General features: G+C 73.4%; 19 protein-coding genes and 1 pseudogene. 9 read left to right on the top strand and 11 right to left on the bottom strand.

Annotation, left to right across the window (positions count from 1 at the left end; genetic code table 11):
- Positions 1-128: 128 nt before the first annotated feature.
- Positions 129-938 carry a class I SAM-dependent methyltransferase gene (locus ACN268_RS12615; protein ID WP_421483374.1) on the bottom strand — a complete coding sequence of 270 codons (810 nt, stop codon included), beginning with the start codon at positions 936-938 and terminating at the stop codon, positions 129-131.
- A gap of 386 nt (positions 939-1,324) precedes the next feature.
- Between ACN268_RS12615 and rpsA the strand changes: the two genes are divergently transcribed.
- Entirely contained in the window at positions 1,325-2,824 is a 1,500-nt protein-coding gene (gene rpsA / locus ACN268_RS12610; RefSeq protein ID WP_421483373.1) for a 30S ribosomal protein S1, read from the top strand.
- A 413-nt stretch (positions 2,825-3,237) separates the two neighbouring features.
- Positions 3,238-4,443 carry a dephospho-CoA kinase gene (coaE, locus tag ACN268_RS12605; protein ID WP_421483372.1) on the top strand — a complete coding sequence of 402 codons (1,206 nt, stop codon included), beginning with the start codon at positions 3,238-3,240 and terminating at the stop codon, positions 4,441-4,443.
- A gap of 13 nt (positions 4,444-4,456) precedes the next feature.
- Here coaE and ACN268_RS12600 read toward each other — a convergent pair whose 3' ends face one another.
- Complete coding sequence (locus ACN268_RS12600) at positions 4,457-6,019, bottom strand: hypothetical protein (RefSeq protein ID WP_421483371.1); 1,563 nt, start codon at positions 6,017-6,019, stop codon at positions 4,457-4,459.
- Between the two features lie 353 nt (positions 6,020-6,372).
- Here ACN268_RS12600 and uvrB point away from each other — a divergent pair, with 353 nt between their 5' ends.
- The 4 genes and pseudogenes from uvrB to ACN268_RS12580 form a co-directional block, all read left to right on the top strand.
- Positions 6,373-8,481, top strand: a complete 2,109-nt coding sequence (gene uvrB, locus ACN268_RS12595; RefSeq protein ID WP_421483369.1) for an excinuclease ABC subunit UvrB — start codon at positions 6,373-6,375, stop codon at positions 8,479-8,481.
- A gap of 62 nt (positions 8,482-8,543) precedes the next feature.
- Entirely contained in the window at positions 8,544-9,410 is an 867-nt protein-coding gene (locus tag ACN268_RS12590) for a helix-turn-helix domain-containing protein (RefSeq protein ID WP_421483367.1), read from the top strand.
- Positions 9,411-9,433: 23 nt separating this feature from the next.
- Positions 9,434-9,802 (top strand): VOC family protein, encoded by a 369-nt coding sequence (locus ACN268_RS12585; protein ID WP_421483366.1) that lies wholly within the window; start codon positions 9,434-9,436, stop codon positions 9,800-9,802.
- Positions 9,803-9,963: 161 nt separating this feature from the next.
- Positions 9,964-10,821: pseudogene (locus ACN268_RS12580) on the top strand (helix-turn-helix domain-containing protein); the annotation flags it as partial.
- Positions 10,822-10,929: 108 nt separating this feature from the next.
- On the opposite strand, the gene ACN268_RS12575 reads toward ACN268_RS12580, so the two are convergent.
- Positions 10,930-11,691: an SDR family oxidoreductase gene (locus ACN268_RS12575; protein ID WP_421483365.1), complete on the bottom strand. Its 762-nt coding sequence runs from the start codon at positions 11,689-11,691 to the stop codon at positions 10,930-10,932.
- 429 nt (positions 11,692-12,120) lie between these two features.
- On the bottom strand, positions 12,121-12,414 hold the full coding sequence (locus tag ACN268_RS12570; RefSeq protein ID WP_421483364.1) for an antibiotic biosynthesis monooxygenase family protein: 294 nt from the start codon (positions 12,412-12,414) through the stop codon (positions 12,121-12,123).
- 444 nt (positions 12,415-12,858) lie between these two features.
- Here ACN268_RS12570 and ACN268_RS12565 point away from each other — a divergent pair, with 444 nt between their 5' ends.
- Entirely contained in the window at positions 12,859-13,857 is a 999-nt protein-coding gene (locus tag ACN268_RS12565; RefSeq protein ID WP_421483363.1) for a TerC family protein, read from the top strand.
- 52 nt (positions 13,858-13,909) lie between these two features.
- On the opposite strand, the gene ACN268_RS12560 is transcribed toward ACN268_RS12565, so the two are convergent.
- Both ACN268_RS12560 and ACN268_RS12555 read right to left on the bottom strand, forming a co-directional pair.
- Positions 13,910-14,818 carry an NlpC/P60 family protein gene (locus ACN268_RS12560; protein ID WP_421483362.1) on the bottom strand — a complete coding sequence of 303 codons (909 nt, stop codon included), beginning with the start codon at positions 14,816-14,818 and terminating at the stop codon, positions 13,910-13,912.
- Between the two features lie 61 nt (positions 14,819-14,879).
- The gene (locus ACN268_RS12555) at positions 14,880-15,977 is read right to left on the bottom strand and encodes a mandelate racemase/muconate lactonizing enzyme family protein (protein WP_421483361.1); all 1,098 of its coding nucleotides are present in this window, start codon (positions 15,975-15,977) and stop codon (positions 14,880-14,882) included.
- Positions 15,978-16,020: 43 nt separating this feature from the next.
- On the opposite strand from ACN268_RS12555, the gene ACN268_RS12550 reads away from it, so the two are divergent.
- A complete protein-coding gene (locus ACN268_RS12550) occupies positions 16,021-16,818 on the top strand; it encodes a tyrosine-protein phosphatase (RefSeq protein WP_421483360.1) in 798 nt (265 codons plus the stop codon).
- A 7-nt stretch (positions 16,819-16,825) separates the two neighbouring features.
- On the opposite strand, the gene ACN268_RS12545 is transcribed toward ACN268_RS12550, so the two are convergent.
- From ACN268_RS12545 to ACN268_RS12535, 3 genes are all read right to left on the bottom strand, one after another.
- Positions 16,826-17,677: a serine hydrolase gene (locus ACN268_RS12545; protein ID WP_421483359.1), complete on the bottom strand. Its 852-nt coding sequence runs from the start codon at positions 17,675-17,677 to the stop codon at positions 16,826-16,828.
- A gap of 106 nt (positions 17,678-17,783) precedes the next feature.
- Entirely contained in the window at positions 17,784-18,491 is a 708-nt protein-coding gene (locus ACN268_RS12540; protein ID WP_421483358.1) for a response regulator, read from the bottom strand.
- The gene (locus ACN268_RS12535) at positions 18,484-19,716 is read right to left on the bottom strand and encodes a sensor histidine kinase (RefSeq protein ID WP_421483357.1); all 1,233 of its coding nucleotides are present in this window, start codon (positions 19,714-19,716) and stop codon (positions 18,484-18,486) included. The genes ACN268_RS12540 and ACN268_RS12535 overlap by 8 nt, the downstream gene beginning before the upstream one ends.
- Positions 19,717-19,847: 131 nt before the next feature.
- On the opposite strand from ACN268_RS12535, the gene ACN268_RS12530 reads away from it, so the two are divergent.
- Positions 19,848-20,441: a hypothetical protein gene (locus ACN268_RS12530; RefSeq protein ID WP_421483356.1), complete on the top strand. Its 594-nt coding sequence runs from the start codon at positions 19,848-19,850 to the stop codon at positions 20,439-20,441.
- Positions 20,442-20,584: 143 nt separating this feature from the next.
- Here the strand turns inward: ACN268_RS12530 and typA are convergent, their stop codons facing one another.
- Both typA and ACN268_RS12520 read right to left on the bottom strand, forming a co-directional pair.
- The gene (typA, locus tag ACN268_RS12525) at positions 20,585-22,453 is read right to left on the bottom strand and encodes a translational GTPase TypA (RefSeq protein ID WP_088645075.1); all 1,869 of its coding nucleotides are present in this window, start codon (positions 22,451-22,453) and stop codon (positions 20,585-20,587) included.
- A gap of 397 nt (positions 22,454-22,850) precedes the next feature.
- Positions 22,851-24,980 (bottom strand): MMPL family transporter, encoded by a 2,130-nt coding sequence (locus ACN268_RS12520; protein ID WP_421483355.1) that lies wholly within the window; start codon positions 24,978-24,980, stop codon positions 22,851-22,853.
- Positions 24,981-25,110 lie beyond the last annotated feature (130 nt).

Raw genomic sequence — 25,110 nt, 5'->3', positions numbered from 1 at the left:
CCCAGCCGGCGGGTCCGGTGGTGGCCGGTCCGGTGCCGACGGAACGGTCGGCGGCGGGTGCCGGCCCGGTCCGTGCCCACCGGTCCGTGCCCACCGGTCCGGTGCCGGTCGGTCCGGTGCCGGACCGGTCAGGTGGTGGCCGGTTTCTCGGTGACGAAGATGGCGGTGCCGGGGAAGAGCCGCCCGCGCAGCGGGCTCCACTGCCCCCAGGTCTCCCGGTGGCCGGTCGGCCACTCCGGCTCCACCAGGTCGAGCAGGCGGAAGCCGGCACCGACCAGTTCGCGGATCCGGTCGCCGAGGGTCCGGTGCTGCTCCACGTAGCTGGCCACCCCCCGCTCGTCCTGCTCGACGTAGGGGGAGCGGTCGAAGTACGAGTGCACGGCGGTCAGCCCGCCCTCGCCGGGGTCGTCGAGGAAGACCCAGCGCATCGGGTGGGTCACCGAGAAGACCCAGCGCCCGCCGGGGCGCAGCACCCGGTGCACCTCGGCCATCAGCGCGGCCGAGTCGGCGACGAACGGGATCGCCCCGAACGCGGTGCAGGCGATGTCGAACGAGGCCCCGGCGAACGGCAGGGCCAGTGCGTCGGCCTGCACCAGCGGTACGCGTACCCCGCTGGTGCCGGCGGCACGGGCGGCGTGCCGCAGCATGCCGGCGGAGAGGTCGAAGGCGACCGGCTCCGCCCCCTGGGTGGCCAGCCACCTGGCGCAGGACGCCGCGCCGCAGCCGACCTCCAGCACCCGCCGCCCGGCCAGCTCGCCGAGCAGCCGCGCCTCGGATTCGCGCAACCCCTCCGGGCACCAGCGGAAATCCACCTCGCCCAGGAACGCGCCGTGCTCCGCCTGGTAGTCGTCGGCATCGGCGTCCCACCAGCCACGGTTGGCCCGTCGTGTCTCGGTGTCGCCCACCCGGCGTCGGAGCACCCGCTCGTCGTCGTCCACCCGTTCACGCTAGGCCCTGCGGTGGTGCCGTCCGCCGGACCCCGGCGTGCGCGGCGCGGCGGACGGCCGTACGCTGTCGGTCCCGTGGGGTGGATGTGACGGATGAGACAGCGGAGGTGCTTTCCCACCGAAATCTCCGCTTTCGCAGCAGACGAGGTCGTGAGGACCCGGGAGGGCTTGCACGCTGTGGTAATGCAGCGGGTAGGCTAGACGATGCGCTCGTGGATCGTGTACCTCGGCAGGGAGCAGGTGCGCGGTCACCGGAGCACCGATGATCCTCTTCTGGCGATCGTCAGGTGGGGACGGTGGCGGATCCGCTGGCGCGAACGGGTCACTGCGACACCACGCCTGCTGTGACAACCCATCCGACCGGAGCAACCGCCCACATGACGAGCAGCATCGAGGCCCCCTCGAGCGCCACCCGGGTCACCCACGACGATCTCGGTTCCGAGGAGGCTTTCCTCGCCGCGATCGACGAGACCATCAAGTACTTCAACGACGGCGACATTGTCGAAGGCACCGTCGTCAAGGTCGATCGGGACGAGGTCCTGCTCGACATCGGCTACAAGACCGAGGGTGTCATCCCCTCGCGGGAGTTGTCGATCAAGCACGACGTGGACCCCGCCGAGGTCGTCTCGGTCGGTGACCACATCGAGGCCCTGGTCCTCCAGAAGGAGGACAAGGAGGGTCGGCTGATCCTCTCCAAGAAGCGGGCGCAGTACGAGCGGGCCTGGGGCACGATCGAGAAGATCAAGGACGAGGACGGCGTCGTCCGCGGCTCGGTCATCGAGGTCGTCAAGGGTGGTCTCATCCTCGACATCGGCCTGCGCGGCTTCCTGCCCGCGTCGCTGGTCGAGATGCGGCGGGTGCGTGACCTGCAGCCGTACGTCGGCCGTGAGCTCGAAGCCAAGATCATCGAGCTGGACAAGAACCGCAACAACGTGGTCCTGTCCCGCCGGGCCTGGCTGGAGCAGACGCAGTCCGAGGTGCGCACCGAGTTCCTCAACAAGCTCCAGAAGGGGCAGGTCCGCAAGGGCGTCGTCTCCTCGATCGTCAACTTCGGCGCGTTCGTCGACCTGGGCGGCGTGGACGGCCTGGTGCACGTCTCCGAGCTGTCCTGGAAGCACATCGACCACCCGTCCGAGGTCGTCGAGGTGGGCCAGGAGGTCGAGGTCGAGGTCCTGGACGTCGACCTGGACCGCGAGCGGGTCTCGCTGTCGCTGAAGGCGACCCAGGAGGACCCGTGGCGGCAGTTCGCCCGCACCCACGCGATCCAGCAGATCGTGCCGGGTAAGGTCACCAAGCTGGTGCCGTTCGGCGCGTTCGTCCGGGTCGACGACGGCATCGAGGGCCTGGTCCACATCTCCGAGCTGGCCGAGCGCCACGTGGAGATCCCGGAGCAGGTCGTCCAGGTCGGCTCCGAGGTCATGGTCAAGGTCATCGACATCGACCTGGAGCGTCGCCGGATCTCGCTGTCGCTCAAGCAGGCCAACGAGGGCTTCGTCGAGGGCGAGGAGCACTTCGACCCGACCCTCTACGGTATGGCCGCGACGTACGACAACGAGGGCAACTACATCTACCCGGAGGGCTTCGACCCGGAGACGGGCGAGTGGCTCGAGGGGTACGACAAGCAGCGCGAGACCTGGGAGAACCAGTACGCCGAGGCGCGTCAGCGTTGGGAGGCCCACACCAAGCAGGTGCAGACCTCCCGCGCCGCCGACGCCGAGGCCGCTGCCAACCCGGCTCCGCCCGTGGCCGCCGGTGGTGGCACCACCACCTCGACCAGCTCGTCGGCCCCGAGCCGGCAGGCCGAGGAGCCGGCCGGCACCCTGGCCACCGACGAGGCGCTCGCCGCGCTGCGGGAGAAGCTCGCCGGCGGCAAGTGAGCCGGAGGCCGGCTCCCACCGGGTACGACGTCTGACGTCGCACCCGGGCCCGGGTAGCCGCTGACACACCGCAGCCCCGCCCCCGATCCGCCACGCGGACCGGGGGCGGGGCTTTGTGCTGTCCGGGTGCGTCCGCTCCCGTCCCGCGACGGGGATGATCGACTCAGGGGTGGCGATGTTGCGGTCTCACCGGTGCCGGATACCGCTACCTCGCCGACCGTGCGAGACGACCCGTGCGAGACGACCCGTGCGAGACGACCCGTGCGAGACGACCCGGGCGAGACGACCCGGGCGGGGCGGCCCCGGGCGCGCCGGGCCGGATGAGGTGGGCCGGGCGCGCCGAGCCGGTTCGGTGTGGTGGTGTCGGGTGGGGCGGTGTGGTGGGGTGGGCGGCGATCCGGTTGACTGGGTCGGTGCTGAGGGTGGGGTTGACCGGTGGCATCGGGTCCGGCAAGAGCGCCGTGGCGGCCCGACTGGCCGAACGGGGCGCGGTGATCGTCGACTCCGACCGGATAGCCCGGGAGGTGGTGGCACCGGGCACCGAGGGGCTGGCCGCGATCGTCGCCGCCTTCTCCGAGCGGGTGCTGACCGCCGACGGGGCACTGGACCGGGCGGCGCTGGGTGCGCTGGTCTTCGCCGACGCGACCGCCCGTCGCCGGCTTGAGGAGATCACCCACCCCCGGGTACGCGCCCGGTCCGCCGAGCTGTTCGCCGCGGCACCCGCCGACGCGGTGGTGGTCAACGACGTACCGCTGCTGGTGGAGGTGGGGCTCGCGCCGACGTACCACCTGGTGGTGGTGGTGCGGACGGCCCCGGACATCCGGCTGGAGCGGTTGACGCGGACCCGGGGGATGAGCCGTGCGGAGGCCGAGCGGCGGATCGCCGCGCAGGCCGACGACGCCCGTCGTGGCGCGGCGGCCGACGTGGTGCTCGACAACGACGGCGGCCTCGACGAACTGCACGCCGCCGTGGACGCCCTCTGGTCGACACGCCTGGTGCCCTACGAGCGCAACGTGCGGGAACGGCGGGTGGCCCCGGGTGGGCCGGTGGTGCCGACCACGCCGGACCCGACCTGGTCGCAGCAGTACGCCCGGCTCGCCGCCCGGATCCGGCACGCGCTGGCCCCCGACGACCTGCGGATCGACCATGTCGGTCCCACCGCTGTCCCCGGGCTGGCCGGACCGGATGTCATCGACGTGCAGGTGACCGTGCCGTCGATGGCCGAGGCGGACGGTCCGGTGGCGCGTCGGCTCGCCGATGCCGGCTTCCCGAGGGTGCCCGGCGTACGGGGGGACCGCCCCCGTTGGCTGGGTCGCGACGCCGTGCCGGGCGGGGGCGGTGACGAGGGCTGGGAGCAGCGGTTGCACGGCGGTGCCGACCCGGGCCGGCCGGTCGCCGTGCACCTGCGGGTGGCGGGCTCGGCCGGCTGGCGGCACGCCCTGCTGACGCGTGACCACCTGCGTGCCGATCCCGATCGACGGGCGGCGTACCCGGCGGTGCGGTGGGAGCCGACGGCGGCACCGGACGGCGGAGGGCCCGGTACCGCCGACGACCCGTGGTTCGCCGAGGAGCATCTGCGGGCGCGGGACTGGGCGGCGCGGACCGGCTGGCGGCCCTGACCGTCCCGCCGGGTCAACCGCGCCGCGTGGGCGGGGACGGCTTCCGGTGCGCGGCGACGATCCCCGCCGGCAGCGGGCCGGGGGTCAGCTCCAGTTGCGCCCACAGCCCGCCGGTGGTGCGCAGCTCCAACCGGTGCAGGAAGCCGGAACCGTCCAGCCAGTACCGCAGTCGCTGGCCCTGGCGGCGTACCTCGAACACCTCCACCGGGCGACCGGCCCGTCGGTCGCTGCGGACGTGGACCGTGGTGGTGGCGTCGGGGGCGGGTCCGGCGGCCCGCACCGCCGCGTCGAGCAGCGCGTCCAACTCGTCCACCGGCTGCCCCGCGAGCCGCCAGCCGGCCCCCGTCGGCAGCGGCAGCGGTGGCGTCGCCGACGGGCCGGTGGCCGCGGTGTGCGGTTCGACCGGTACGTCCGCCCGGGCGAAGCCGGCCCGGTCCCGACGCCGCAGCGTCCGGCGGCCGAGGGTGTCCAGTTCGGCGACGGACAGGTAGGCGACGCCGGCCGACCAACTCAACCAGCCGCCGCCGCGCAGGTTGGCGGCGCTGCCGAGGGGTGCGGTCACGGTGACGGCCGCGCTCCCGGTCCCGGCGCGCAGCCGGGTGGCGAGCCGGCCCAGCCGGGCGGTCTCCTCGTCGGTGGCGGCGCGGGGCAGTCCGGGCCGGCCGCCGAGCGCGTCGACGGGCCAGGGTGTCGGCCGGTCGACCCGGTCCAGGTCCACCGTGATCGGGGTGCCGTCGGCGAGGCGACCCGCCCAGCGGCGCAGCCGCGCGTCGTGGTCCACCCACCAGCGCGGGGCGTCGTAGGCCGGCCGCCCGTCCGGCGCGGCGGCGGATGTGGTGGTGGTGGGTGCGGTGGCGACGGACGACGTGACAGCGGGTGCGGCGGTGGTGGGTGTCGGGGGCGGCCACGGCGCCCCCTGGAGGATGTCGACCGGGTCGCCGCCGAGGGTCTCCCGGCCGAGCCACCGGCCGCCACCGGCACGCAGCGGTGCGGCGGGTGCGGGCCGGTCCGCGGCGAGCGCGAAGAGTACGGTGAGCGCCCCGGCCAGCCCTCGCCCGGGTGGCGGGTTCCGCAGCCGCCAGCGGTCACCGGGCGGCACCAGGGGTGGCCGGGCGGGCGTCACGATCGCGGCGGGGTCGGGGCGCTGCACCACCGCCGACGGGGTGGCCTGCACCAGGCCCCGGTCCTGCCCGGCCCCCGGGCCGCCGACGTCGAGGTAGGCCAGCGGGCGGGACCAGTCGACCCAGCCGACCAGGTCGGTACGACCGGCCCCGGTGCCGACGGCCACCCGTACCCCGGCCCGGACGTCCCGGTAGGTGCCGACCCGGACGGCGGCGAGCCGCTCGGCCTCCTCGTCGGTGAGCGCCCGCGTCGTGGCGGTCGGGGCCTGTGTGCCGGCGAGCAGGCCGGCCACGAGGGTGGCGGCGGCGGTGACGGCGACCACGACCAGGGCGACCAGGGTGATCCGCCGCCGGCCCGACGGGCCCTGGGCCGCGGCGTGGCGGTGGTGGCCGGCGCGGCGGCGGCCCGGACCGGCTCCCGGTGGGCGTGGTGGCTGGGCGGGCGAGGTCTCCACGTGTGGTTGAACGGGCCGGCGGGGGCGGAGTGACGCCGCCGGGGGCGGGCGGGGTGCCGGTGAACGTCGGCGGTGGGAGACGGGTGCAGGGGCGCTCGCGGCGGCCGGTCTGCGCCAGGGGCGCGACCACGCGGGATGCGCACGCCGGTGATGTCCGGGTGCTGCGACCCCAGGTGCCGGGCGGTGGGAGCCTGTCGAGGGCCCGGCCACCGCCGCGGTCGGCCGCCGCGAGCGGCCTACGGTGTCCAGGCTAGCCGGCTGCGATGTGGGCCACAATGGCAATATCGAAGCTGATCACCGGGCTGTCCGGCGATCGCGGGGAAGTGTCGGACCCGCGGCGTACCGTGGGGACCATGGCGCTCGACATTCCCCGGCTCGATGGTCGCTTCCAGGTCGTCAGTGAGTTCCAGCCGGCCGGCGACCAACCGGCCGCCATCGATGATCTTGAGCGTCGGGTCCGGCGCGGGGATCGTAACACCGTGCTGCTCGGCGCCACCGGCACCGGCAAGAGCGCCACCACGGCGTGGCTGGTCGAGCGGCTGCAACGGCCGACCCTGGTGCTCGCCCCCAACAAGACCCTCGCCGCCCAGCTCGCCAAGGAGTTCAGCGAGCTGCTGCCACACAACTCGGTCGAATACTTCGTCTCCTACTACGACTACTACCAGCCCGAGGCGTACATCCCGCAGACCGACACCTACATCGAGAAGGACTCCTCGATCAACGAGGAGGTCGAGCGGCTGCGGCACAAGGCGACCATGTCGCTGCTCACCCGGCGGGACACGATCGTGGTGGCGACCGTCTCGGCCATCTACGGCCTGGGCACCCCGGAGGAGTACCTCGACCGGGCCGTGCGGGTCGTCGTCGGGCAGGAACTCGACCGCGACCAGTTGCTGCGCCGTCTGGTCGACATCCAGTACACCCGCAACGACATGGCCTTCCAGCGGGGCACGTTCCGGGTCCGGGGCGACACGCTGGAGATCATCCCGGCGTACGAGGAGTTGGCCGTCCGGATCGAGCTGTTCGGTGACGAGGTGGAGAAGCTCTACTACCTCAACCCGCTCACCGGCGACGTGGTCAGGGAGGTCGACAATCTGTTGATCTTCCCGGCCACCCACTACGCGGCCGGCCCGCAGCGGATGGAGCGGGCCACCCGGGACATCGAGGCCGAGCTGGGGGAGCGGCTGGCCGAGCTGGAACGGCAGGGCAAGCTGCTGGAGGCGCAGCGGCTGCGGATGCGCACCACCTACGACCTGGAGATGATGCGGCAGGTCGGCTTCTGCTCCGGCATCGAGAACTACTCGATGCACATCGACGGCCGGCTGCCCGGCAGCCCGCCGCACTGCCTGCTCGACTACTTCCCCGACGACTTCCTCACCGTGGTCGACGAGTCGCACGTCACCATCCCGCAGATCGGCGGCATGTTCGAGGGCGACGCCTCGCGCAAGCGGATGCTCATCGACCACGGGTTCCGGCTGCCCAGCGCCGCCGACAACCGGCCGCTGCGCTTCGACGAGTTCCTGGAGCGGGTCGGCCAGATGGTCTTCCTCTCCGCCACCCCCGGCCCGTGGGAGCTGGAGCAGGCCCAGGGCGAGTTCGTCGAGCAGGTCATCCGCCCCACCGGTCTGATCGACCCGGAGGTCGTGATCAAACCGACCAAGGGGCAGATCGACGACCTGATGCACGAGATCAAGCTGCGCACCGAGCGCGACGAGCGGGTGCTGGTCACCACGCTGACCAAGAAGATGGCCGAGGACCTGTCCGACTACCTGCTGGAGAACGGCATCCGGGTGCGTTACCTGCACTCCGAGGTCGACACCCTGCGCCGGGTGGAGCTGCTGCGCGAGCTGCGCAAGGGCGACTACGACGTGCTGGTCGGCATCAACCTGCTGCGGGAGGGTCTCGACCTGCCCGAGGTCTCCCTGGTGGCGATCCTCGACGCCGACAAGGAGGGCTTCCTGCGCAGCGGCCGGTCGCTGATCCAGACCATCGGCCGGGCCGCCCGTAACGTCTCGGGTCAGGTCCACATGTACGCCGACAAGATCACCCCCTCGATGGCGTCGGCGATCGACGAGACCAACCGTCGCCGGGCCAAGCAGATCGCGCACAACGAGGCGCACGGGATCAGCCCCGAGCCGCTGCGCAAGAAGATCCACGACATCCTCGACGACATCTACCGGGAGGCGGAGGACACCGAGAGCGCCCGGGTCGGCGGGGCCGCCCGGCAGCTGTCCCGGGGTAAGGCGCCGGTCAAGGAGACCCGCAGTCGCGGTCGGGCCACCGCCGGCACGCCCTCCCGGGAGGGGATGGCCCGCGCCGACCTGGCACAGCTCATCCAGGAGCTCAACGACCAGATGCTCGCCGCCGCCCGGGAGTTGCAGTTCGAGCTGGCCGCGCGGATCCGCGACGAGGTGGCCGACCTCAAGAAGGAACTGCGGGGGATGGACGCCGCCGGGGTGAAGTGACGGGCGGGCCGGTGCTGGACGAGGTGCGTGTCGGTCTGCCGGCGGCACGGCTGGGTCCCGTCGTGGGTCGGTACCTGGGCTACCGGGAGGGTGTTCCGGTCGGCGTGGCGTCCGGGCGGGGCGCGCCGCCGCCCCTGGTCCGGCACGAGGCGGCCGGCGCGTTCGTGGTCCTCATCCTCGGCTGGGGTGCTCCGCTCGACGTGCTCAACCCGCGCTCGGCGGCGCACAGCGCGTACCGGGTGGACTCGTTCGTGGCCGGGCCGTACGACGGTTACTGCACGACCTCGACGCTCGGGGCCGGTGCCGGGGTGCAGTTGATGCTCACCCCGCTGGCGGCCCGCCGGGTCCTCGGGGTGCCGTTGGGGGAGTTGGCCAACCGGGCGGTGGCGGTCGACGGGCTGCCCGACCCGTGGCTCGACCGGTTGCGGGGCCGGCTGGCCGGGGCACCGGACTGGCCCCACCGGTTCGCCCTGCTCGACGCGGCGCTCGACGCCCGGCTGGCGGACGCCGACCCGGTCGACCCGCACCTCGGCCGGGCCTGGGAGCTGCTCGCCGGCTCGGCCGGCCACATCGGCATCGGCGCGCTGGCCGGCGAACTCGGGTGGAGCCGCCGGCACCTGGCCGCGCGGTTCCGCCGGGAGCTGGGGCTGGGCCCGAAGACGACCGCCCGGCTGCTGCGTTTCCAGCGGGCGTACGCGACGCTGGGCCTGCAGGACGCGGTCTCCGCCCCGCCGGACCCCGCCGGGCCGGCGGACGACCGGACGGGGTCATCGGACGACCGGACGGGGCCGGCGGACGGCTGGGCCGAGCTGGCGGCGCGCTGGGGGTACTACGACCAGTCGCACCTGATCCGGGAGTTCCGGGAGTTCACCGGGACGACCCCGGCGGCACTGGGTCGGCCGGGTTCCCATTCGTCCAATCCGGGCTGAGCCCGGGCCGGCACACTCGACGCATGACGAACATCTACCCCACCTTCCGGTACCCCGACGCGCGGGCGGCGATCGACTGGCTCTGCGCCGCGTTCGGGTTCCGGGTCCACGCGGTGCACGACGGTCCGGACGGCACGGTGGCGCACGCCGAACTGGCGCTCGGCGACGGCATCGTCATGCTCGGCACCGGCCGGGGTCGACCGGACCGGCCGGCCGACGACGACTACGCCGTCTACGTGGCGGTCGACGACCTGGACGCCCACCACGACCGCGCGCGGGCGGCCGGGGCGGAGATCATCCGGGAGCCGTTCGACACCGACTACGGTTCCCGGGACTACGCGGCCCGGGACCTCGCCGGCAACGTCTGGTCGTTCGGCACCTACCGGCCCTGACCGGGGTGCCCCGAACGGCCGCCGGGGAGACGGGGGGCTGCCGTTCGGGGCCGCCCGGCGGCGGCGTCATCCGAGGGCGACTCAGATAAGCATTGCGGTGTGCAAGCAAACTGTTGCCCTGGGTGATGATCCTGCGTACCCTCCCTCGTGGGGAGGCCGGGATGCCATTGTCATCGAGTCCTGTCATTCGACGCGCGAGGCTCGGCGCCGAACTGCGCCAGTTGCGCAGGCGGGAGGCGCTGACCCTGGAACAGGTCTGTGCCCGGCTGGGCTGGGCCTCCACCTCCAAGCTGTCCCGCATCGAGCTGGGGCAGAGCCGGCCCGACCTCGCCGACGTGCTCGACCTGCTCGACATCTACGAGGTCCCGTCGCCGCAGCGGGAGGCGCTGATCGTCATCGCCCGCGACGCGGCGACCGGGCGGGGCTGGTGGAAGGCGCTCGGCGAGATGAGCGAGCGGCAGCGCACCTACGCCGAGCTGGAGGCGGGCGCGGCGACCATCGTGGAGTACCAGCCGGCGGTGCTGCCCGGCCTGCTCCAGGCGCCCGGCTACGCCCGGCTGCGGATCACGGCCGGCCGGCTGCTGCACCCGGACGTCGACGTCGAGGCCGACCTGCGGGCCCGGCTCACCCGGCAGGGGCTGCTGCGTCGCCCCGACCCGCCGCACTACACGGCCCTGCTCGACGAGCGGGTCTGCGACCCCGCCGGCCTGCCCGCCGACGTGTGGCACGAGCAGTTGGCGCACCTGCTGGCCCTGGCCGAGCTGCCGCACGTGACGATCCGGGTGGTGCCGGGGACGGCGGCCCCGCGCGGCGGGGCGTACCCGTTGACCGCCTTCTCGTGTTACTCGTTCCCCGACCCGGCCGACCCGCGCACGGTGATGCTGGAGGCGTTGACCACCGACGTGCGGCTGGCCTCCGAGGCCGACGTCGGGCGCTACGACCGGATGACCGGCTGGCTGTCCGCCGCCGCGCTCAGCGCGGTGGAGACGGCGGAGCTGCTGCGCCGCCGGGCCGCCGCCCTCGCCGCCGGCACGGCCGGTCCGGCGGCGGACGACGTGGCCGGGTGGGACGGTCGGGAGACCCCCGGTACGCCGTCCCCCGCCCCGGAGGGTGCCGGTCGGGCGGGCTCACCGGTAGCGGTTGAAGCCACCCTCGGAGTCGATGACCTGGCCGGTGATCCAGTCCGCCTCCCGTGAGCAGAGGAAACGCACCAGCCGGGCGGCCTCCTGCGGGGTGCCCCAGCGGCCGGACGGGAAGAGTGCCGCCACCGCGGCGTGTGCCTCGGGTGGGGCGTAGCCGGTGTCGGTCGGCCCGGGGTTGAGGCAGTTGACGGTGATCCCGCGGGGCATCAGCAGCGGGGCGAGCTGCGCGGCGAGATTTTCCACCCCGGCCTTGCTGGCCGCGTAGGCCAACTCGTCGGGCATCGGGCCGAGGCGCTGGCCGCTGGAGAAGAGCACCAGCCGGCCGCCCGACCCGGCGGTGAAGGCGGTGGCGAACGCGTCGGCCAGGAGCAGCGTCGCCCGGACGTTCACCAGCAGGTGCCTGTCGACCTCGGTGGCGTCCAACCCGCCCAGGCTGGTGCGGGTGGAGTAGGCGTGGGTCGCCACCACACCGTCGAGCCGGCCGTGCCGGCGTACCGCCTCGGCGACCAGCGCGGCCGGGGCGGCCGGGTCGAGCAGGTCGGCCGCGGTGTGATCGGCGACCCCGCCCAGCTCGGTCAGCAGCGCCGGTACGCCCTGCGGGTCGCCGCCGTAGGGCTGTGCCTCGTCGTAGCCGGGCAGCCCGGTCAGCAGCAGCCGGCACCCGTCGGCGGCGAGGGTGCGGGCGACCGCCGCGCCGATGCCGATCCGGCGGCTCACCCCGGTCACCAGGAACACCCGTGCGGTCATCCGGGCAGTCAACCGGACCGCCGTGGCGGACGCCATGGATTAACCCCGCACGACGGCCACCGCCGGTGCGCCGACGGGCTGCCGACGGTGCGTCGAGACCGCCCCGGTGGCGACGGTGGCGACGGTGGGCCGAGGCTGCGGGTGCGGGTGCGGGTGCGGGTGCGGGTGGCGACGGTGCGCCGGGGCCGCCGGTGGCGGCGGGGCCGGCCGGTCACCGGGATCGACCCGGCGGCCGGCGGCCACGACGGCTCACCGCGCGACCACCGGACCCGGCACCCCCGAACGTGTCGGGACCGGTCGCCGCGCATGCGCCGCACGGTAACCCGGGGGTACGACAGATTCTGATCGACCGGAGTGAATTTCTCAGGAAGTTGCCGGAGGCTGCCGGGAACCGCCGGCACGCCGGCCGGATCGCGACGCCGACCCGGCTCAGGCCGGCACATCGACGAAGTGCTCGACCCGGGGTGGACCGGCGAAGTGCGGGCCGATCAGCGCCCGCCACTTGCCGAACGCCTCGGTGGCCCGGAAGTTCTCCTCGTGGGCCCGCACCGAGTCCCACTCGACCAGCAGCACGAACCGGGAGGGGGACTCGATGCCCCGGGTCATCCGGACTGAGCGGCATCCCTCGGCGGCGACGATGATGGCGTGCGCCTGCGCGTAGGCGGCGGCGAAATCGTCCTCGTGTCCGGGCAGTACGTCGATGAGCGCGACCTCAAGCACCATGCCGACAGCCTGCCACGCCGCGCCCCGCCCGTGGTGCGCCGGGGCGACTCCACCCCGCAACCCCGCAGAACACCATCAATCGTGCGAATACCGCTACGCCTAGCCTCCTAGGATGGGCAGGCGGTGTGACCGGGAGAGGAGCGGACGACCAGGTCGGTCGAGGTCGGAACGTGATGCTGCCGGCAATGCGCGGCGCAGGAGATGCGCCCGCGGCCCTCGATGGTGAACAATGGCGGCCGAGGAGGGGAGTATTCCCCCGCGACGGAGTCGTCAGCACGGTCGAGCGTCACCCGACAGCTCGACCCGGCTCCGCCGGTCAGCGCCCCGCCCGCGGGTCGCTGGCGGAAGAGACCTCCGACAGTCACCAGTGTGTGCGTCGTCGCCCACCTCGCCGTCACGCGGCGTACGGTGTGCCCGACGCCGCGTGTCTGCCGGAGGAATGGATTGAACGTGTCCGGAATGGTGTGGGCGGGAACCCTCGTCGCACTGACGGCGGTGCTCCTCGCCGATCTCTTCATCATCGGCCGCCGGCCGCACGAGCCCAGCGTCCGTGAGTCGAGCCTCTGGGTCAGCTTCTACGTCGGCCTGGCGCTGCTGTTCGGGGCGGGGCTGTGGGTCACCGCCGGTGGCGACGTGGCCGGCCAGTTCTACACCGGGTGGCTCACCGAGTACAGCCTCTCGGTGGACAACCTCTTCGTCTTCGTGATCATCATGGCCCGGTTCCGGGTGCCCCGGAAATACCAGCAGAAGGTGCTGCTCATCGGCATCGTGCTGGCCCTGGTCATGCGGGGTGGTTTCATCGCCGCCGGTGCGGCGCTGATCTCCCAGTTCTCCTGGGTGTTCTACATCTTCGGCGCGTTCCTCATCTACACGGCCGTCAACCTGGCCCGGCAGGGCGAGCCGGAGGAGGACGAGTTCAAGGAGAACATCCTGATCCGGTGGAGCCGCAAGGCGCTGCCGCTGTCCCGGGACTACGACGGCGCGAAGCTCACCACGTACGAGGCGGGCCGGCGGCTGTTCACCCCGATGCTGGTGGTGATGATCGCGATCGGCACCACCGACCTGATCTTCGCGCTGGACTCGATCCCGGCGATCTTCGGGATCACCAAGGAGCCGTACCTGGTCTTCACCGCGAACGTCTTCGCGCTGATGGGCCTGCGACAGCTCTACTTCCTGGTCGGCGGGCTGCTCGACCGGTTGGTCTACCTCAGCTACGGCCTCGCGGTGGTGCTCGGCTTCATCGGCGTCAAGCTGGTGCTGGAGGCGCTGGCCGACAACAACCTGCCGTTCCTCAACGACGGTGAGCCGATCGGCTGGGCCCCGCACATCCCGATCTGGCTGTCGTTGTCGGTCATCATCGGCTGTCTCGCCGTGGCGACGGTGGCCAGCCTGGTCAAGTCGTCCCGGGACCGACGGCGCGAGCTGATCGAGGCGCGTCGCTGACCGTAGTGCCCCCGATGGGCGTCACCGCACTGCGGTGACGCCCATTTCCCGGTCAGACCCGGTGCGCGCCGACCAGGGTGGCGACCCGGTCCGGTGGCAGCGGCTCGGTCAGCACCCGCCGCTGCCGGTAGCAGGCGTGCAGCATCCGTGGCCCCCGGCCGGCGGTCACCAGGCCGACGTGGTGGATGCCCCGCCCGGGTCGGGCGAAGAAGTACAGGTCCCCGGGGCGTTCCTCACCGGCCGGCACGGGAGTGGTGGCCGCCGCCTGGTCGTCGGCGTCGCGGGGCAGCGTCACGCCGAGCCGTCGCCACACCAGGTGGACCAGGCCGGAACAGTCGATCCCGTGCCCGGAGAGCCCACCCCAGACGTACGCGACGTCGCGCAGCCGGGCGGCGACGGTGAGCACGTCGTCGGCCGTCGGCGGGGTGGCCGGTAGTTCGGTGACGTCGGCCTCGGGAACCCACAGCGGATCGGGCCGTCCGGGCACCCGGACCGGCCGCCACCCGTCGACGGCGGGACCGGCCGGGTGCAGCCGGGTGCCGAGGACGACCCCGGGCAGGGCCACCGGGCCGGCGGGGGTGACCCGCAGGTCGGTGCTGACGGCGTCGACGACGAGCGGGGCGGCCGGGCCACCGGTGGGGGTGGCCGGGGCGAGCTGGGCGGCGGGCAGCCAGCCGGGGTAGCCGCGCGCATCGAGCCGGGGTGCGGCCTGTTGCACCGCGACCACCCGGGCCCAGCCGTCGGGGTGCAGCGCGGTCACCAGCACCCGTTCGCCCAGCAGCAGCTGACTGAGCACACAGTCACCGACCCGTTGACTGGCGTCCATCCCGGTGATCCAGCCGCCGGTGTCCGAGGGCACCGCCAGGGCGGGCCGGTCGACCGGGCGGGTCGCGCCGGGGTCGGTCCAGAGGGTGGCGACGGCCACCCGGACGAGGGCCTCCCGGCCCGGCTCCAACTCCACGTCGACCTCCGGCTCACGTGTCGGTGCCCCATCCGGACCATAGGAAGAAAAGCTGCGATCATCAACCTCGGTGCTGAATCTTTGTTTCGGTCACGGCGGTGATGCCGAGCCCCGGCGCGTCCGGCAGCACCACGGTGGCGCCCTCGTACCGCAGCCCTCCGCGCACCGGCGACCAGGCCAGCCACCAGGCGGCGTCCAGGTCGGACACGGCGCTGGTCCGGTAGGCGGCGGCCAGGCTGGCCGCCGCGCCGACCCCGACCTGACTTTCCATCATGGACCCGACGAGGGTGCCCATGCCGTGTTCCCGGGCCAACTCCAGCAGGGTCCGGGCCGGGCGCAGACCACCGCACTTGGCGAGCTTGACGTTGACCAGGTCGGCCGCCCGCCGCCGGATCACCGCGACCAGGTCCCGCACCCCGAAGACCGCCTCGTCGGCGAGGATCGGCACGTCCACCCGGTCGGCGACCCAGGCCATGCCGTCCAGGTCCCACCGGGCCACCGGCTGTTCGACCAGCTCCACGTCGAGCCCGGCGTCCTCGACCCCCCGGATCACCCGGACCGCCTCCCGGGGCGTCCACCCCTGGTTGGCGTCCAACCGCAGGCGCACCTGCGGGCCGACGGCCGCCCGGACGGCGCGGACCCGTTCCAGGTCGCCCGCCGGGTCGGTGCCGACCTTCAGCTTCAGCACGTCGAAGCCCTCGTCGCACCGCTGACGGGCGGCCACCGCCAGGTCCGCGCCGGCCCCGGCGGCCAGCGTGACGTCCGTCGGCACCCGCAGCGCCGTCCCGCCGAGCAACCGCACCAGGGGTACGCCGAGCCGCCGTGCCGCCAGGTCGTGCAGCGCCACGTCCAGCGCGGCCCGGGCCGCCTCGTTGCCGGCCACCGCCGCCGCGACCTCGGCGCAGCGGGCCAGCACGTCGTCGGCGTCCCGGCCGACCACCGCCGGGGCGAGCACGTCGGAGACGCAGGACTCCGCGCCGGCCACCGACGCCCCGGTGACCTGCCACACCTGCGGGGCCTCGCCGAAGCCGGACCGCCCGTCGGCGTCGGTCACCTCCACCACCAGGGTCTCCACGGTGGTGGTACGCCGCAGCGCGGTGACGAACGGGGTGTGCAGCGGCGCGGACAGCCGGTGGGTGCGTACCACGGCGATCGTCATGTGCGGCACCCTATACGCACGTCGTCACCGAAGGAGCGCGCCGATGACCGTGGGAAGCTGGACGCTGGCGGGTGCCCCGAACGCCCGTGACCTGGGCGGACTGCCCACCCGTGACGGCCGGCGGGTACGCCCCGGCCGGCTGATCCGCACCCCGGCGCTGGGCCGGTTGACCGAGGCCGACCTGACGGTGCTGGGCCGGCTCGCCCCGGCCTGCGTGGTGGACCTGCGCGACGACAGCGAGACGGCGCTCGCCCCGCCGAACCGGCTGGTCGGTGACCCCAACCTGGTGCGGCTGCCGGTGCTCGACCCGGCGCACCCCGGGTTCGGCTACCTGTCGGCGGTGCTGCTCGGTCACGACCTCACCGGCCACGACGAGGCGGCCCGGCGGGGTGCGGCGGCGGCGATGGCGGAGCTGTACCGGTGGTTCGTCAGCGGTGCGGTGGCCCGGGAGGGGTTCGCCCGCGCGGTGCGGCTGGCGGCCGACCCGGTCAACCTGCCGCTGCTGTTCCACTGTTCGGCGGGCAAGGACCGCACCGGGTGGCTGGCGGTGGTGCTGCTCACCGCCCTCGGCGTCGACGAGGAGACGGTCCGGGCCGACTACCTGCGGCACAACGCGTTGACGGTGGAGCTGCGCGAGGAGGCGGCGGCGGCGATGCTGCGGCGGCACCCGGAGCTGGACCCGGAGACGGCGCGGGCGGTGCTGGAGGTGCGCCCCGAGTACCTGGACGCCGGCTTCGACGAGGTGCGCCGCCGGCACGGGTCGTTCGACGCGTACCTGGCCGACGGGTTGGGGGTGACCCCGCAGCTCCGCGCCGCGCTGCGGACCCACCTGCTGGACTGACCGCCGGTCAGCCGGTGAGGTCGTGCCGGGCGGCCCAGGCCGTCGCCGAGACCTCCGCCAGCAGCCGGCAGGCGTCGAGGTCGTCGGGCGCGGTGGCGGGGTCGGTGGTGCTGCAGACGGCGATCACGTACGCCGGGGCGTCGTCGGGCAGGACCACACCGGCGCTGTGCCGTACGCCGCGTACCCAGCCGTTCTTGTGGGCGATCCGGGTGCCGTCGGGCAGCCCGGCGGCGAGATCGTCGCGGTGGCGCTGGTCCAGCAGCACGTCGACCATGGCGGTGCAGGCCGCCGGGGAGGCCAGCGGGCCGGGCCGACGTGCGCCGACGGCCAGCCCGCCGAGCAGGGCCGCCAGGTCGGCGGCGGTGACCAGGTTGGTGATGCCGGCCTCCCGGGCGGCGGCGTCCTCGATGCCCCGGCCGGTGACGCTGTGCCGGGCCCCGGCGAGCCGCCACGCCTCGGCGACGGCGGGCAGACCGACGCGTTCGATGATCAGGTTGGTGGCGAGGTTGCCGGACCGGGTGATCATCCGGTCGGCGAGCCAGCGCGGGGTGGCCCGCCCGCCGAGCCGCTGCCAGACGGCGTCGTCGTTGTCGTAGGGCCGGGCGCAGGTGAACCGGGGTGCGTCCGGCCGGGCCGAGGTGAAGTCGTTGACCACCGGCACCGGGGTGTCCAGGTCGAGGGTGCCGGCTTCGGCGGCCCGGTGCAGGGCCAGCAGCACCGCGACCTTCATGGTGCTGGCCGCGTAGTGGGTGGCGTCGGGGGTGCGGGTCCAGGTGGGTGGGGCGTCGAGCCGGCCCAGGTACGCCGAGACGGTGCCGGGCCGCCGGTCCAGCCGGGCGTCGAGGTCATCCCAGGTCATGCCCGTGACGCTAGCCGAATCCGGCCCACCGGGACGGCCCGGCGGCTCCCGGGAGGGTGCCGGGACGTGCCGGCGGTGTCGTCGCGCCGCCGTGACCCGCTGCCCCCTACTTTCCTGGTGTCACCAGACCGCACTCGTAGGCGCACACGACGAGTTGTGCCCGGTCGCGGGCCGACAGTTTGAACAGCAGCCGGCTCACGTGGGTCTTCACCGTGTTGAGGCTGACGGTGAGGTCGTCGGCGATCTCCGCGTTCGACTTTCCGGCCGCGACCTGGACGAGCACCTCACGTTCCCGCTCGGTCAGGTCGGTAAGCCCGTCCGGGCGGGTCACCGGGGTGCTCCGGACGGAGGTGTTGCGCACGAACTCGGCGACCAGCCGCGTGGTCACCCGTGGGGTCAGCAGCGCCTCGCCACCGGCGACGATGCGGATGGCGGCGAGCAGATCCTCCGGGGGTGTGTCCTTGAGGACGAACCCGCTCGCTCCGGCGCGCAACGCGGCGAAGACGTGTTCGTCCTCCCCGAACGTCGTGACGATCAGTACGCGGGCGTCGATGCGGTCGTCGTCGGCGATGTGGCGGGTGGCTTCCAGGCCGTCCATGACCGGCATGCGGATGTCCATGAGCAGGACGTCCGGCTTCAGCGCGCGGCACTGGCGGACCGCGGCGGCACCGTCGGCCGCCTCGCCGACCACCGTGAGCCCCGGTGAGGCCTCCAGGAGGACGCGGAACCCGGCGCGGACCAACGCCTCGTCGTCCACGACCAGCACCCGGACCGGTGCCGTCGAGCCGCCGGTGCCGGCGTCGAGGTCACCCACGGCTGTCCGCCCCGTCCCGGTCGACGTCTCCGGACCGGTTCACCGGCCCTGACGGGAAACGGACGAGCACCGCGAAACCACCGTCGCGACGCGGTCCCGCCGTGACCGTGCCGTCGTACAGGGCGACCCGGTCGCGCATCCCGGCCAGGCCGTGTCCGGAACCGTGGCCGGCCCCGGACGTGCCCGCGACCGGGGCGGAGTTGGACACCGCGATGCTCAGCCCGTGCGGGTCCTGCCCGACCTCGACGGATGTCGCCACCCGGCCGGCGTGGCGTACCACGTTCGTCAGAGCCTCCTGCACGACGCGATAGGCCGACTCCTCGACCGGTGGCGATGCGGCGGCGTCCGTGGCCAACGTGAGGGTGATCGGATAGCCGTCGTCACGCAGGTTGCCGACGAGCGAACGGAGGTGGGCGAGCGTCGGCCGCTCGGCGGCCGGGCCGACGTCCAGTGCGCCGCCGGTGCGCCGTGGGTCGCCCGGAACGTCGCGCAACGAGTGCAGCACCGTGCGCAACTCGTCCAGCGCGCTGCGGCTGGCTGTCTCGATCGCCGACAGCGCGACCAGTGCCTCGTCCGGCCGCTGTTCGAGCACCATCCGCGCCACCCCCGACCGTACCGCGATCATGCTCAGCGTGTGCGACACGATGTCGTGGACGTCCGCCGACACCCGCACCCGTTCCTCCGCGCGGACCCGACGCTCGGCCTCCCGCGCCCGCTCCTGCTCCTCCGCGCGCAACCGTCGTTCCGCCTGTCGGCGGGCACCGAACGCGTACCCGAGCAACCACGCCGGGATCGCGAGCACCAGCTGGATCGCGTTCTGCCCGGTGCCCGGATGTATCTGCATGGCGGTCACCTCCGCCACGGTGACCAGCCCGACCGCGGCCACGCTCGCCCGCAGCGACCGGGCGGGCGGCAGCCGGTCGGCCACCGTCAGCACCGCGATGCCCAGCGCCGGGCCCGCGTTGCTGTGGAACACGGTGAACCCGACATCGGCCACCGCCGCCACGACGAGGACCAGCGACACCGTGATCAGCACCAGCACCGGGGCCGACCGGCGCACCACCAGCGGCACGGTCGCGGCGGCGCCCAACACGGCGATCGCCGCCGTCGGGGCGTGTCCGGAGCCACGGAGCAGCACGGGAAGGGTGAACAGCCCGAACGACCCGACCGCGAGGGCGACATCGAGCAGGTCGAACGGTGGGAGACCGGGGCGGCGCAGTCGCATGTGGATCACGTTAACCAGGGCTCACGGGTACGGGCGTCATGCTGCAGGATGACGGGGCGACCCCGGAGGGACGCTGCGGATCATGCTGGAGAGCGACGCGCGGATCGGGCGGTGTGGCCGAGCGTAGGGGCATGACAAACCACCGGCTGCACCTGTCCCGCCCCGCCGTCATCACCGCCACCGTTGCCACCGTCGCAGGACTGGCCAGCGGCGTGGTGACCTACCTCAACCGCTCGCCCCAGCTCGAACCGCAGATCCCGGGGACCGAGGCGTGGCTTCCCCACCTCGTCGTCCTCGCCGTGGTCACCGTCTGGTACGTGGTGGCAGCCCGCCGCAGCCCGCTCGGCTGGAAGGTGGTCTTCACGCCGCTCGGACGTCCGATCGCAGCCCGGATCGGGGCGACGTTCCGCTCCGGCCTCGGCGTGGTCGGTGTGCTGCGGGGCCTGGCCGTCGCCTTCCTCGTGCTGCTGGAGGTGTACATGGCCTGGCGCATCGGCAAGCAGGTCTTCGCCGGACTGGACCCGAACTTTCCCCGCAACGCGTGGGGCGGCCCGTCGTACCTCGGTGCCATGTTCTGCCACTATCTGGACGGGGCTCTGCTGTACCCGATCTGCCATGTCCTGCTGCGGAAGGTCACCGTCCCCGCGAGGCCGGCAGCCGCCGCACCCGACCGGATGACCGGACAGGGCCCGCGAATCCGTGAGCGCGCTCTTCTCGGCGGTTGAGCACGGCCGCCGGACCGGCGCAGCGACACCCGACCGCCATGACGAACGCCCCGGCATGATCAGAGGAGATCATGCCGGGGCGGGCGTCTGTTCCGGAAACCGCCGACCGGGTCCCGGGTGACGGACCGGGGGCTGCGGGTGGGTCAGCCGGCGTGCTTGCGGCGGGCGGCCATCCGGCCGCGCTGGGTCTGGTCCAGCACCACCTTGCGGATGCGTACGGCGACCGGGGTCACCTCGACGCACTCGTCCTCGCGGCAGAACTCCAGCGCCTGCTCCAGGGAGAGCTTGCGCGGGGGGATCAGCTTCTCGGTCTCGTCGGAGGTCGAGGCCCGCATGTTGGTGAGCTTCTTCTCCTTGGTGATGTTGACGTCCATGTCGTCGGAGCGGGAGTTCTCCCCGACGATCATGCCCTCGTACACCTCGGTGGTGGGCTCGACGAAGAGCTGGCCGCGCTCCTGGAGGTTGATCATCGCGAACGGGGTGACCACGCCGGAGCGGTCGGCTACCAGCGACCCGTTGTTTCGGGTCCGCAGCTCACCGAACCATGGCTCGTAGGACTCGAAGACGTGGTGCAGGATGCCGGTGCCCCGGGTGTCGGTGAGGAACTCGGTACGGAAGCCGATCAGGCCCCGCGCCGGCACCAGCCACTCCATCCGGATCCAGCCGGTGCCGTGGTTGACCAGCTGCTCCATCCGGCCCTTGCGGGTGGCCAGGAGCTGGGTGATCGCGCCCAGGTACTCCTCCGGGGCGTCGATGGTCAGCCGCTCGACGGGCTCGCAGGTCTTGCCGTCGATCTCCTTGGTGACCACCTGCGGCTTGCCGACGGTCAGCTCGTAGGACTCGCGGCGCATCTGCTCGACCAGGATGGCCAGGGCCAGCTCACCACGGCCCTGCACCTCCCAGGCGTCCGGCCGCTCGGTGGGCAGGACCCGCAGCGACACGTTGCCGATCAGCTCCTTGTCGAGCCGGTCCTTGACCATCCGGGCGGTGACCTTGGCACCCTTGACCCGGCCGACCAGCGGCGAGGTGTTGGTGCCGATGGTCATCGAGATGGCCGGCTCGTCCACGGTGATCAGCGGCAGCGGGATCGGGTTCTCGGCGTCGGCGAGGGTCTCGCCGATCATGATCTCGGGGATGCCGGCGACGGCGATGATGTCGCCCGGCCCGGCCGAGTCGGCCGGCTTGCGCTCCAGGCCCTCGGTCATCAGCAGCTCGGAGATGCGGACCCGCTGGGTGCTGCCGTCGGTGCGGCACCAGGCCACGGTCTGGCCCTTGGCGATGGTCCCCTGGCGCACCCGGCACAGCGCCAACCGGCCCAGGAACGGCGAGGCGTCCAGGTTGGTGACGTGCGCCTGCAACGGCGCGCCCTCGTCGTAGGAGGGCGGCGGGATGGTGTCGAGCAGGGTCCGGAACAGCGGCTCCAGGCTGGTGCTGTCGTCGGGCACCGAGCCGTCGGCGGGCTGGGTCAGCGAGGCGATGCCGTCGCGGGCGCAGGCGTAGACGATCGGGAAGTCGATCTGCTCCTCGTCGGCGTCCAGGTCGAGGAAGAGTTCGTAGGTGTCGTCCACGACCTCCTTGATCCGGGCGTCGGGCCGGTCCACCTTGTTGATCACCAGGATGATCGGCATCCGCGCCTTGAGCGCCTTGCGGAGCACGAACCGGGTCTGCGGCAGCGGGCCCTCGCTGGCGTCGACCAGCAGCACCACCCCGTCGACCATGGTCAGGCCCCGCTCGACCTCGCCGCCGAAGTCGGCGTGGCCGGGGGTGTCGATGATGTTGATGGTGACCGGGTCGGAGCCGTCGGCCGGGAGGTAGCGCACGCCGGTGTTCTTGGCCAGGATGGTGATGCCCTTTTCCCGTTCGAGATCCATCGAGTCCATGACGCGCTCGGTGTTCTCACCACGGGCCCCGTAGGCGCCGGCCTGCCGCAACATGGCGTCGACCAGGGTCGTCTTGCCGTGGTCGACGTGGGCGATGATGGCGACATTGCGGAGGTCGGTGCGAAGCTGCATACCCTCCATACTCCTGTCTGCGGTTGCCGGGGCAGGTGTCGGGGTCGTCCCGTCACCGCCCGGATCTGTGCCGGAACTGCTGTTCCGGCCGTGCCAGCGGCGGGTCTGCCGAGCCCACCGGCGGGCCGACCGGCCCACCGGCCGGCCGGGCACCTGGTCGTCGCGACGGTCACCGCGGCGAGGCCGCAGTGATCTTCGGTCTGTCGGTGCCGGGGGAGTCGACCCTGCTGGTCGGTCTCCTAGCGTACGCGGGCCCGTCCGGGCCCGTCCGGGCACTGCTCCCGGTGACCGGAGCGGCCGTGACGGGCGACACATCCACCCGGGTACGCCGCCCGGCCGGGAACCCCCACCGGTGCAGGTGGGGACCCCCGGCCGGGCGGCGGGTCGGGTGGGCGGGTCAGTCCCGGGCGGCGACAGCCGGCGCGGGCGTGGGCCCCACGGCGTCGTCGGCCTCCCGGGCGATCCGGCCGGGCCACCAGAACCGGTCGCCGAGCAGGAACGCCAGCGCCGGCACCAGCACGGTGCGCACCAGCAGCGTGTCGAGCAGCACGCCGAGGCACACGATGATGCCGATCTGGGTGAGCAGGATCAGCGGCAGCACGCCGAGGACGGCGAAGACCGCGGCGAGCAGGATGCCGGCGCTGGTGATCACCCCGCCGGTGACGCGCAGGGCGGAGAGCATGCCGTCGCGGGTGCCGGCCCGGCGGGCGTCCTCGCGGGCCCGGGTGACCAGGAAGATGTTGTAGTCCACGCCGAGCGCGACGAGGAACACGAAGGCCAGCAGGAGCACCCCGCTGTCGAGCGCGGGGAAGCCCAGCACGTGGTCGAAGAGCAGCCACGCCGCGCCGAGGCTGGCGAAGAAGGACGCGATCACGGTGAGCACCAGCAGCAGCGGGGCGAGCAGGCCGCGCAGCAGCGCCACCAGCACGGCGAAGACGAGCACCAGGATGATCGGCAGGATCAGCCACAGGTCCCGGGTGTTGGCCTCGTCGGAGTCGTAGGTGGCCGCGACGGTGCCGCCGACCAGCGCCCCCTCGGCCGGTCCGGCACCCGCGACGGTCGGCGGCGCGGAACCGGGCACGGCGGCCACCGCGGCACGCAGCGCCTCGACGGCGCGGTCGGAGGCCGGGCTGCCCGGTTCGTCGGTGAGCACCACGTCGACCTGGGCGACGGCGGTGCCGGCCACGCCGGGCCGGGCGGAGGCGACCCCGGGCACGGCGGCGGCGGTGCGGGTGACCTCGGCGGCGGCGGCCGGGTTGGTGAGCACCGCCACCGGCTGGGTGGTGCCGGCGGGGAAGGCGCGGGCCAGCGTCTCGGCTCCGGCGACCGCCTCGGGCTTGACCCGGAACTGTTCGGTCTCGGACAGCCCGGTGCGCAGGGTGAGCCCGCCGAGGGCGAGGCCGGCGAGCAGCAGGGTGGACAGCGCGGCGACCGGCAGCGGGCGGCGGACCACGGCGGCACCGAGCCGGCCCCACAGCCTGCCCTCCCGGGCCGGGCCGCCGACCTTCGGCACGAACGGCCAGAACAGTCCCCGGCCGAAGATGACCAGGACGGCGGGCAGCACGAACAGCGCGGAGAGCATGGCGAACACGACGCCGGTGGCGCAGGCCACGGCGAGCGCCCGGTTGGTCTCCTGCTCGGACAGCAGCAGGGTGAGCACGCCGAGCACGACGGTGCCGCCGCTGGCGAGGATGGGTTCGGCGGTCCGGCGTACGGCGGCGCGCATGGCGGCGAACCGGTCCTCGTCGCGGCGCAGTTCCTCCCGGTAGCGGGCGATGAGCAGCAGGGCGTAGTCGGTGGCGGCGCCGAAGACCAGCACGCTGGCGATGCCGGTGACCGCGCCCTCCTGGAGGTTGATGCCGACGGCGGGGACGATGGTGTCGACGGCCCGCAGGGTGAGCTGTTCGGTGGCGGCGACGACGATCAGCGGCACGATCCACAGGAACGGGCTGCGGTAGGTCACCAGCAGCAGCAGGGCGACCACGCCGGCGGTGACGGCGAGCAGGGTGAGGTCGGCACCCTCGAAGACCTTGGTCAGGTCGGCGGTGAACGCGGGTGCGCCGGTGACCGCGGCGGTGAGCCCGTCGGGCAGGCCGCCGACGGCGTCGCGGACCTTCGCCACCTCGTCGGCGACGGCCTGCTGGCCGCCGGCGGTGTCCAGCGGGACGGCGAGCAGGGCGACGGTGCCGTCGGGGGAGACCTGCGGCGGGCTGACCTGTCCGCCGACGGCGAGCCGGCCCAACGCGCCGGAACGGTCGGTGACGGCGGCCCGGTCGGTGTCGGTCAGCGGGCTGCCGTCGTTCCGGCTGACCACGACGATCGCGGGTTGGACGTCGTTGTCGGGTAGCTGGTCCTGGAGGCGTTCCACCTGGGTCGACTGCCACTGCACGGACAGGCCGGTGGCCGAGACGGGGGCGGGGTTGTCGGGCTTGGGGAGCCCGAAGACGACCGCGCCGACGACGATCGCGGCGGCCACGGTGAGCCAGGCGGCGAGCCGGCTGCGGGCGACGCGGGTGAACAGAGACATCGGAGGCCCTCGTGGTCTGTCGGTGGGAACGCGGACGGCAAGATAGCCCGCCCTTCGAGTATCTTGATAGCCGAGATTATCGGCCGTTGTTCTATGCTGCAACCGGACACAGCGACAGGGGGCAACGGCG

Source organism: Micromonospora sp. WMMD735, assembly GCF_049178995.1.
GTDB lineage: Bacteria > Actinomycetota > Actinomycetes > Mycobacteriales > Micromonosporaceae > Micromonospora > Micromonospora wenchangensis.
This window is presented reverse-complemented; position numbering and strand designations above follow the sequence as displayed.

Excerpts from the sequence above, each read along its gene's own strand:
- typA (WP_088645075.1), bottom strand. The coding sequence starts at position 22,453 with ATGCAGCTTCGCACCGACCTCCGCAATGTCGCCATCATCGCCCACGTC.
- uvrB (WP_421483369.1), top strand. The coding sequence starts at position 6,373 with ATGGCGCTCGACATTCCCCGGCTCGATGGTCGCTTCCAGGTCGTCAGT.
- ACN268_RS12575 (WP_421483365.1), bottom strand. The coding sequence starts at position 11,691 with ATGACCGCACGGGTGTTCCTGGTGACCGGGGTGAGCCGCCGGATCGGC.
- ACN268_RS12535 (WP_421483357.1), bottom strand. The coding sequence starts at position 19,716 with ATGCGACTGCGCCGCCCCGGTCTCCCACCGTTCGACCTGCTCGATGTC.
- ACN268_RS12570 (WP_421483364.1), bottom strand. The coding sequence starts at position 12,414 with ATGGTGCTTGAGGTCGCGCTCATCGACGTACTGCCCGGACACGAGGAC.
- ACN268_RS12585 (WP_421483366.1), top strand. The coding sequence starts at position 9,434 with ATGACGAACATCTACCCCACCTTCCGGTACCCCGACGCGCGGGCGGCG.
- ACN268_RS12550 (WP_421483360.1), top strand. The coding sequence starts at position 16,021 with ATGACCGTGGGAAGCTGGACGCTGGCGGGTGCCCCGAACGCCCGTGAC.
- ACN268_RS12545 (WP_421483359.1), bottom strand. The coding sequence starts at position 17,677 with ATGACCTGGGATGACCTCGACGCCCGGCTGGACCGGCGGCCCGGCACC.
- ACN268_RS12530 (WP_421483356.1), top strand. The coding sequence starts at position 19,848 with ATGACAAACCACCGGCTGCACCTGTCCCGCCCCGCCGTCATCACCGCC.
- ACN268_RS12555 (WP_421483361.1), bottom strand. The coding sequence starts at position 15,977 with ATGACGATCGCCGTGGTACGCACCCACCGGCTGTCCGCGCCGCTGCAC.
- ACN268_RS12520 (WP_421483355.1), bottom strand. The coding sequence starts at position 24,980 with ATGTCTCTGTTCACCCGCGTCGCCCGCAGCCGGCTCGCCGCCTGGCTC.
- rpsA (WP_421483373.1), top strand. The coding sequence starts at position 1,325 with ATGACGAGCAGCATCGAGGCCCCCTCGAGCGCCACCCGGGTCACCCAC.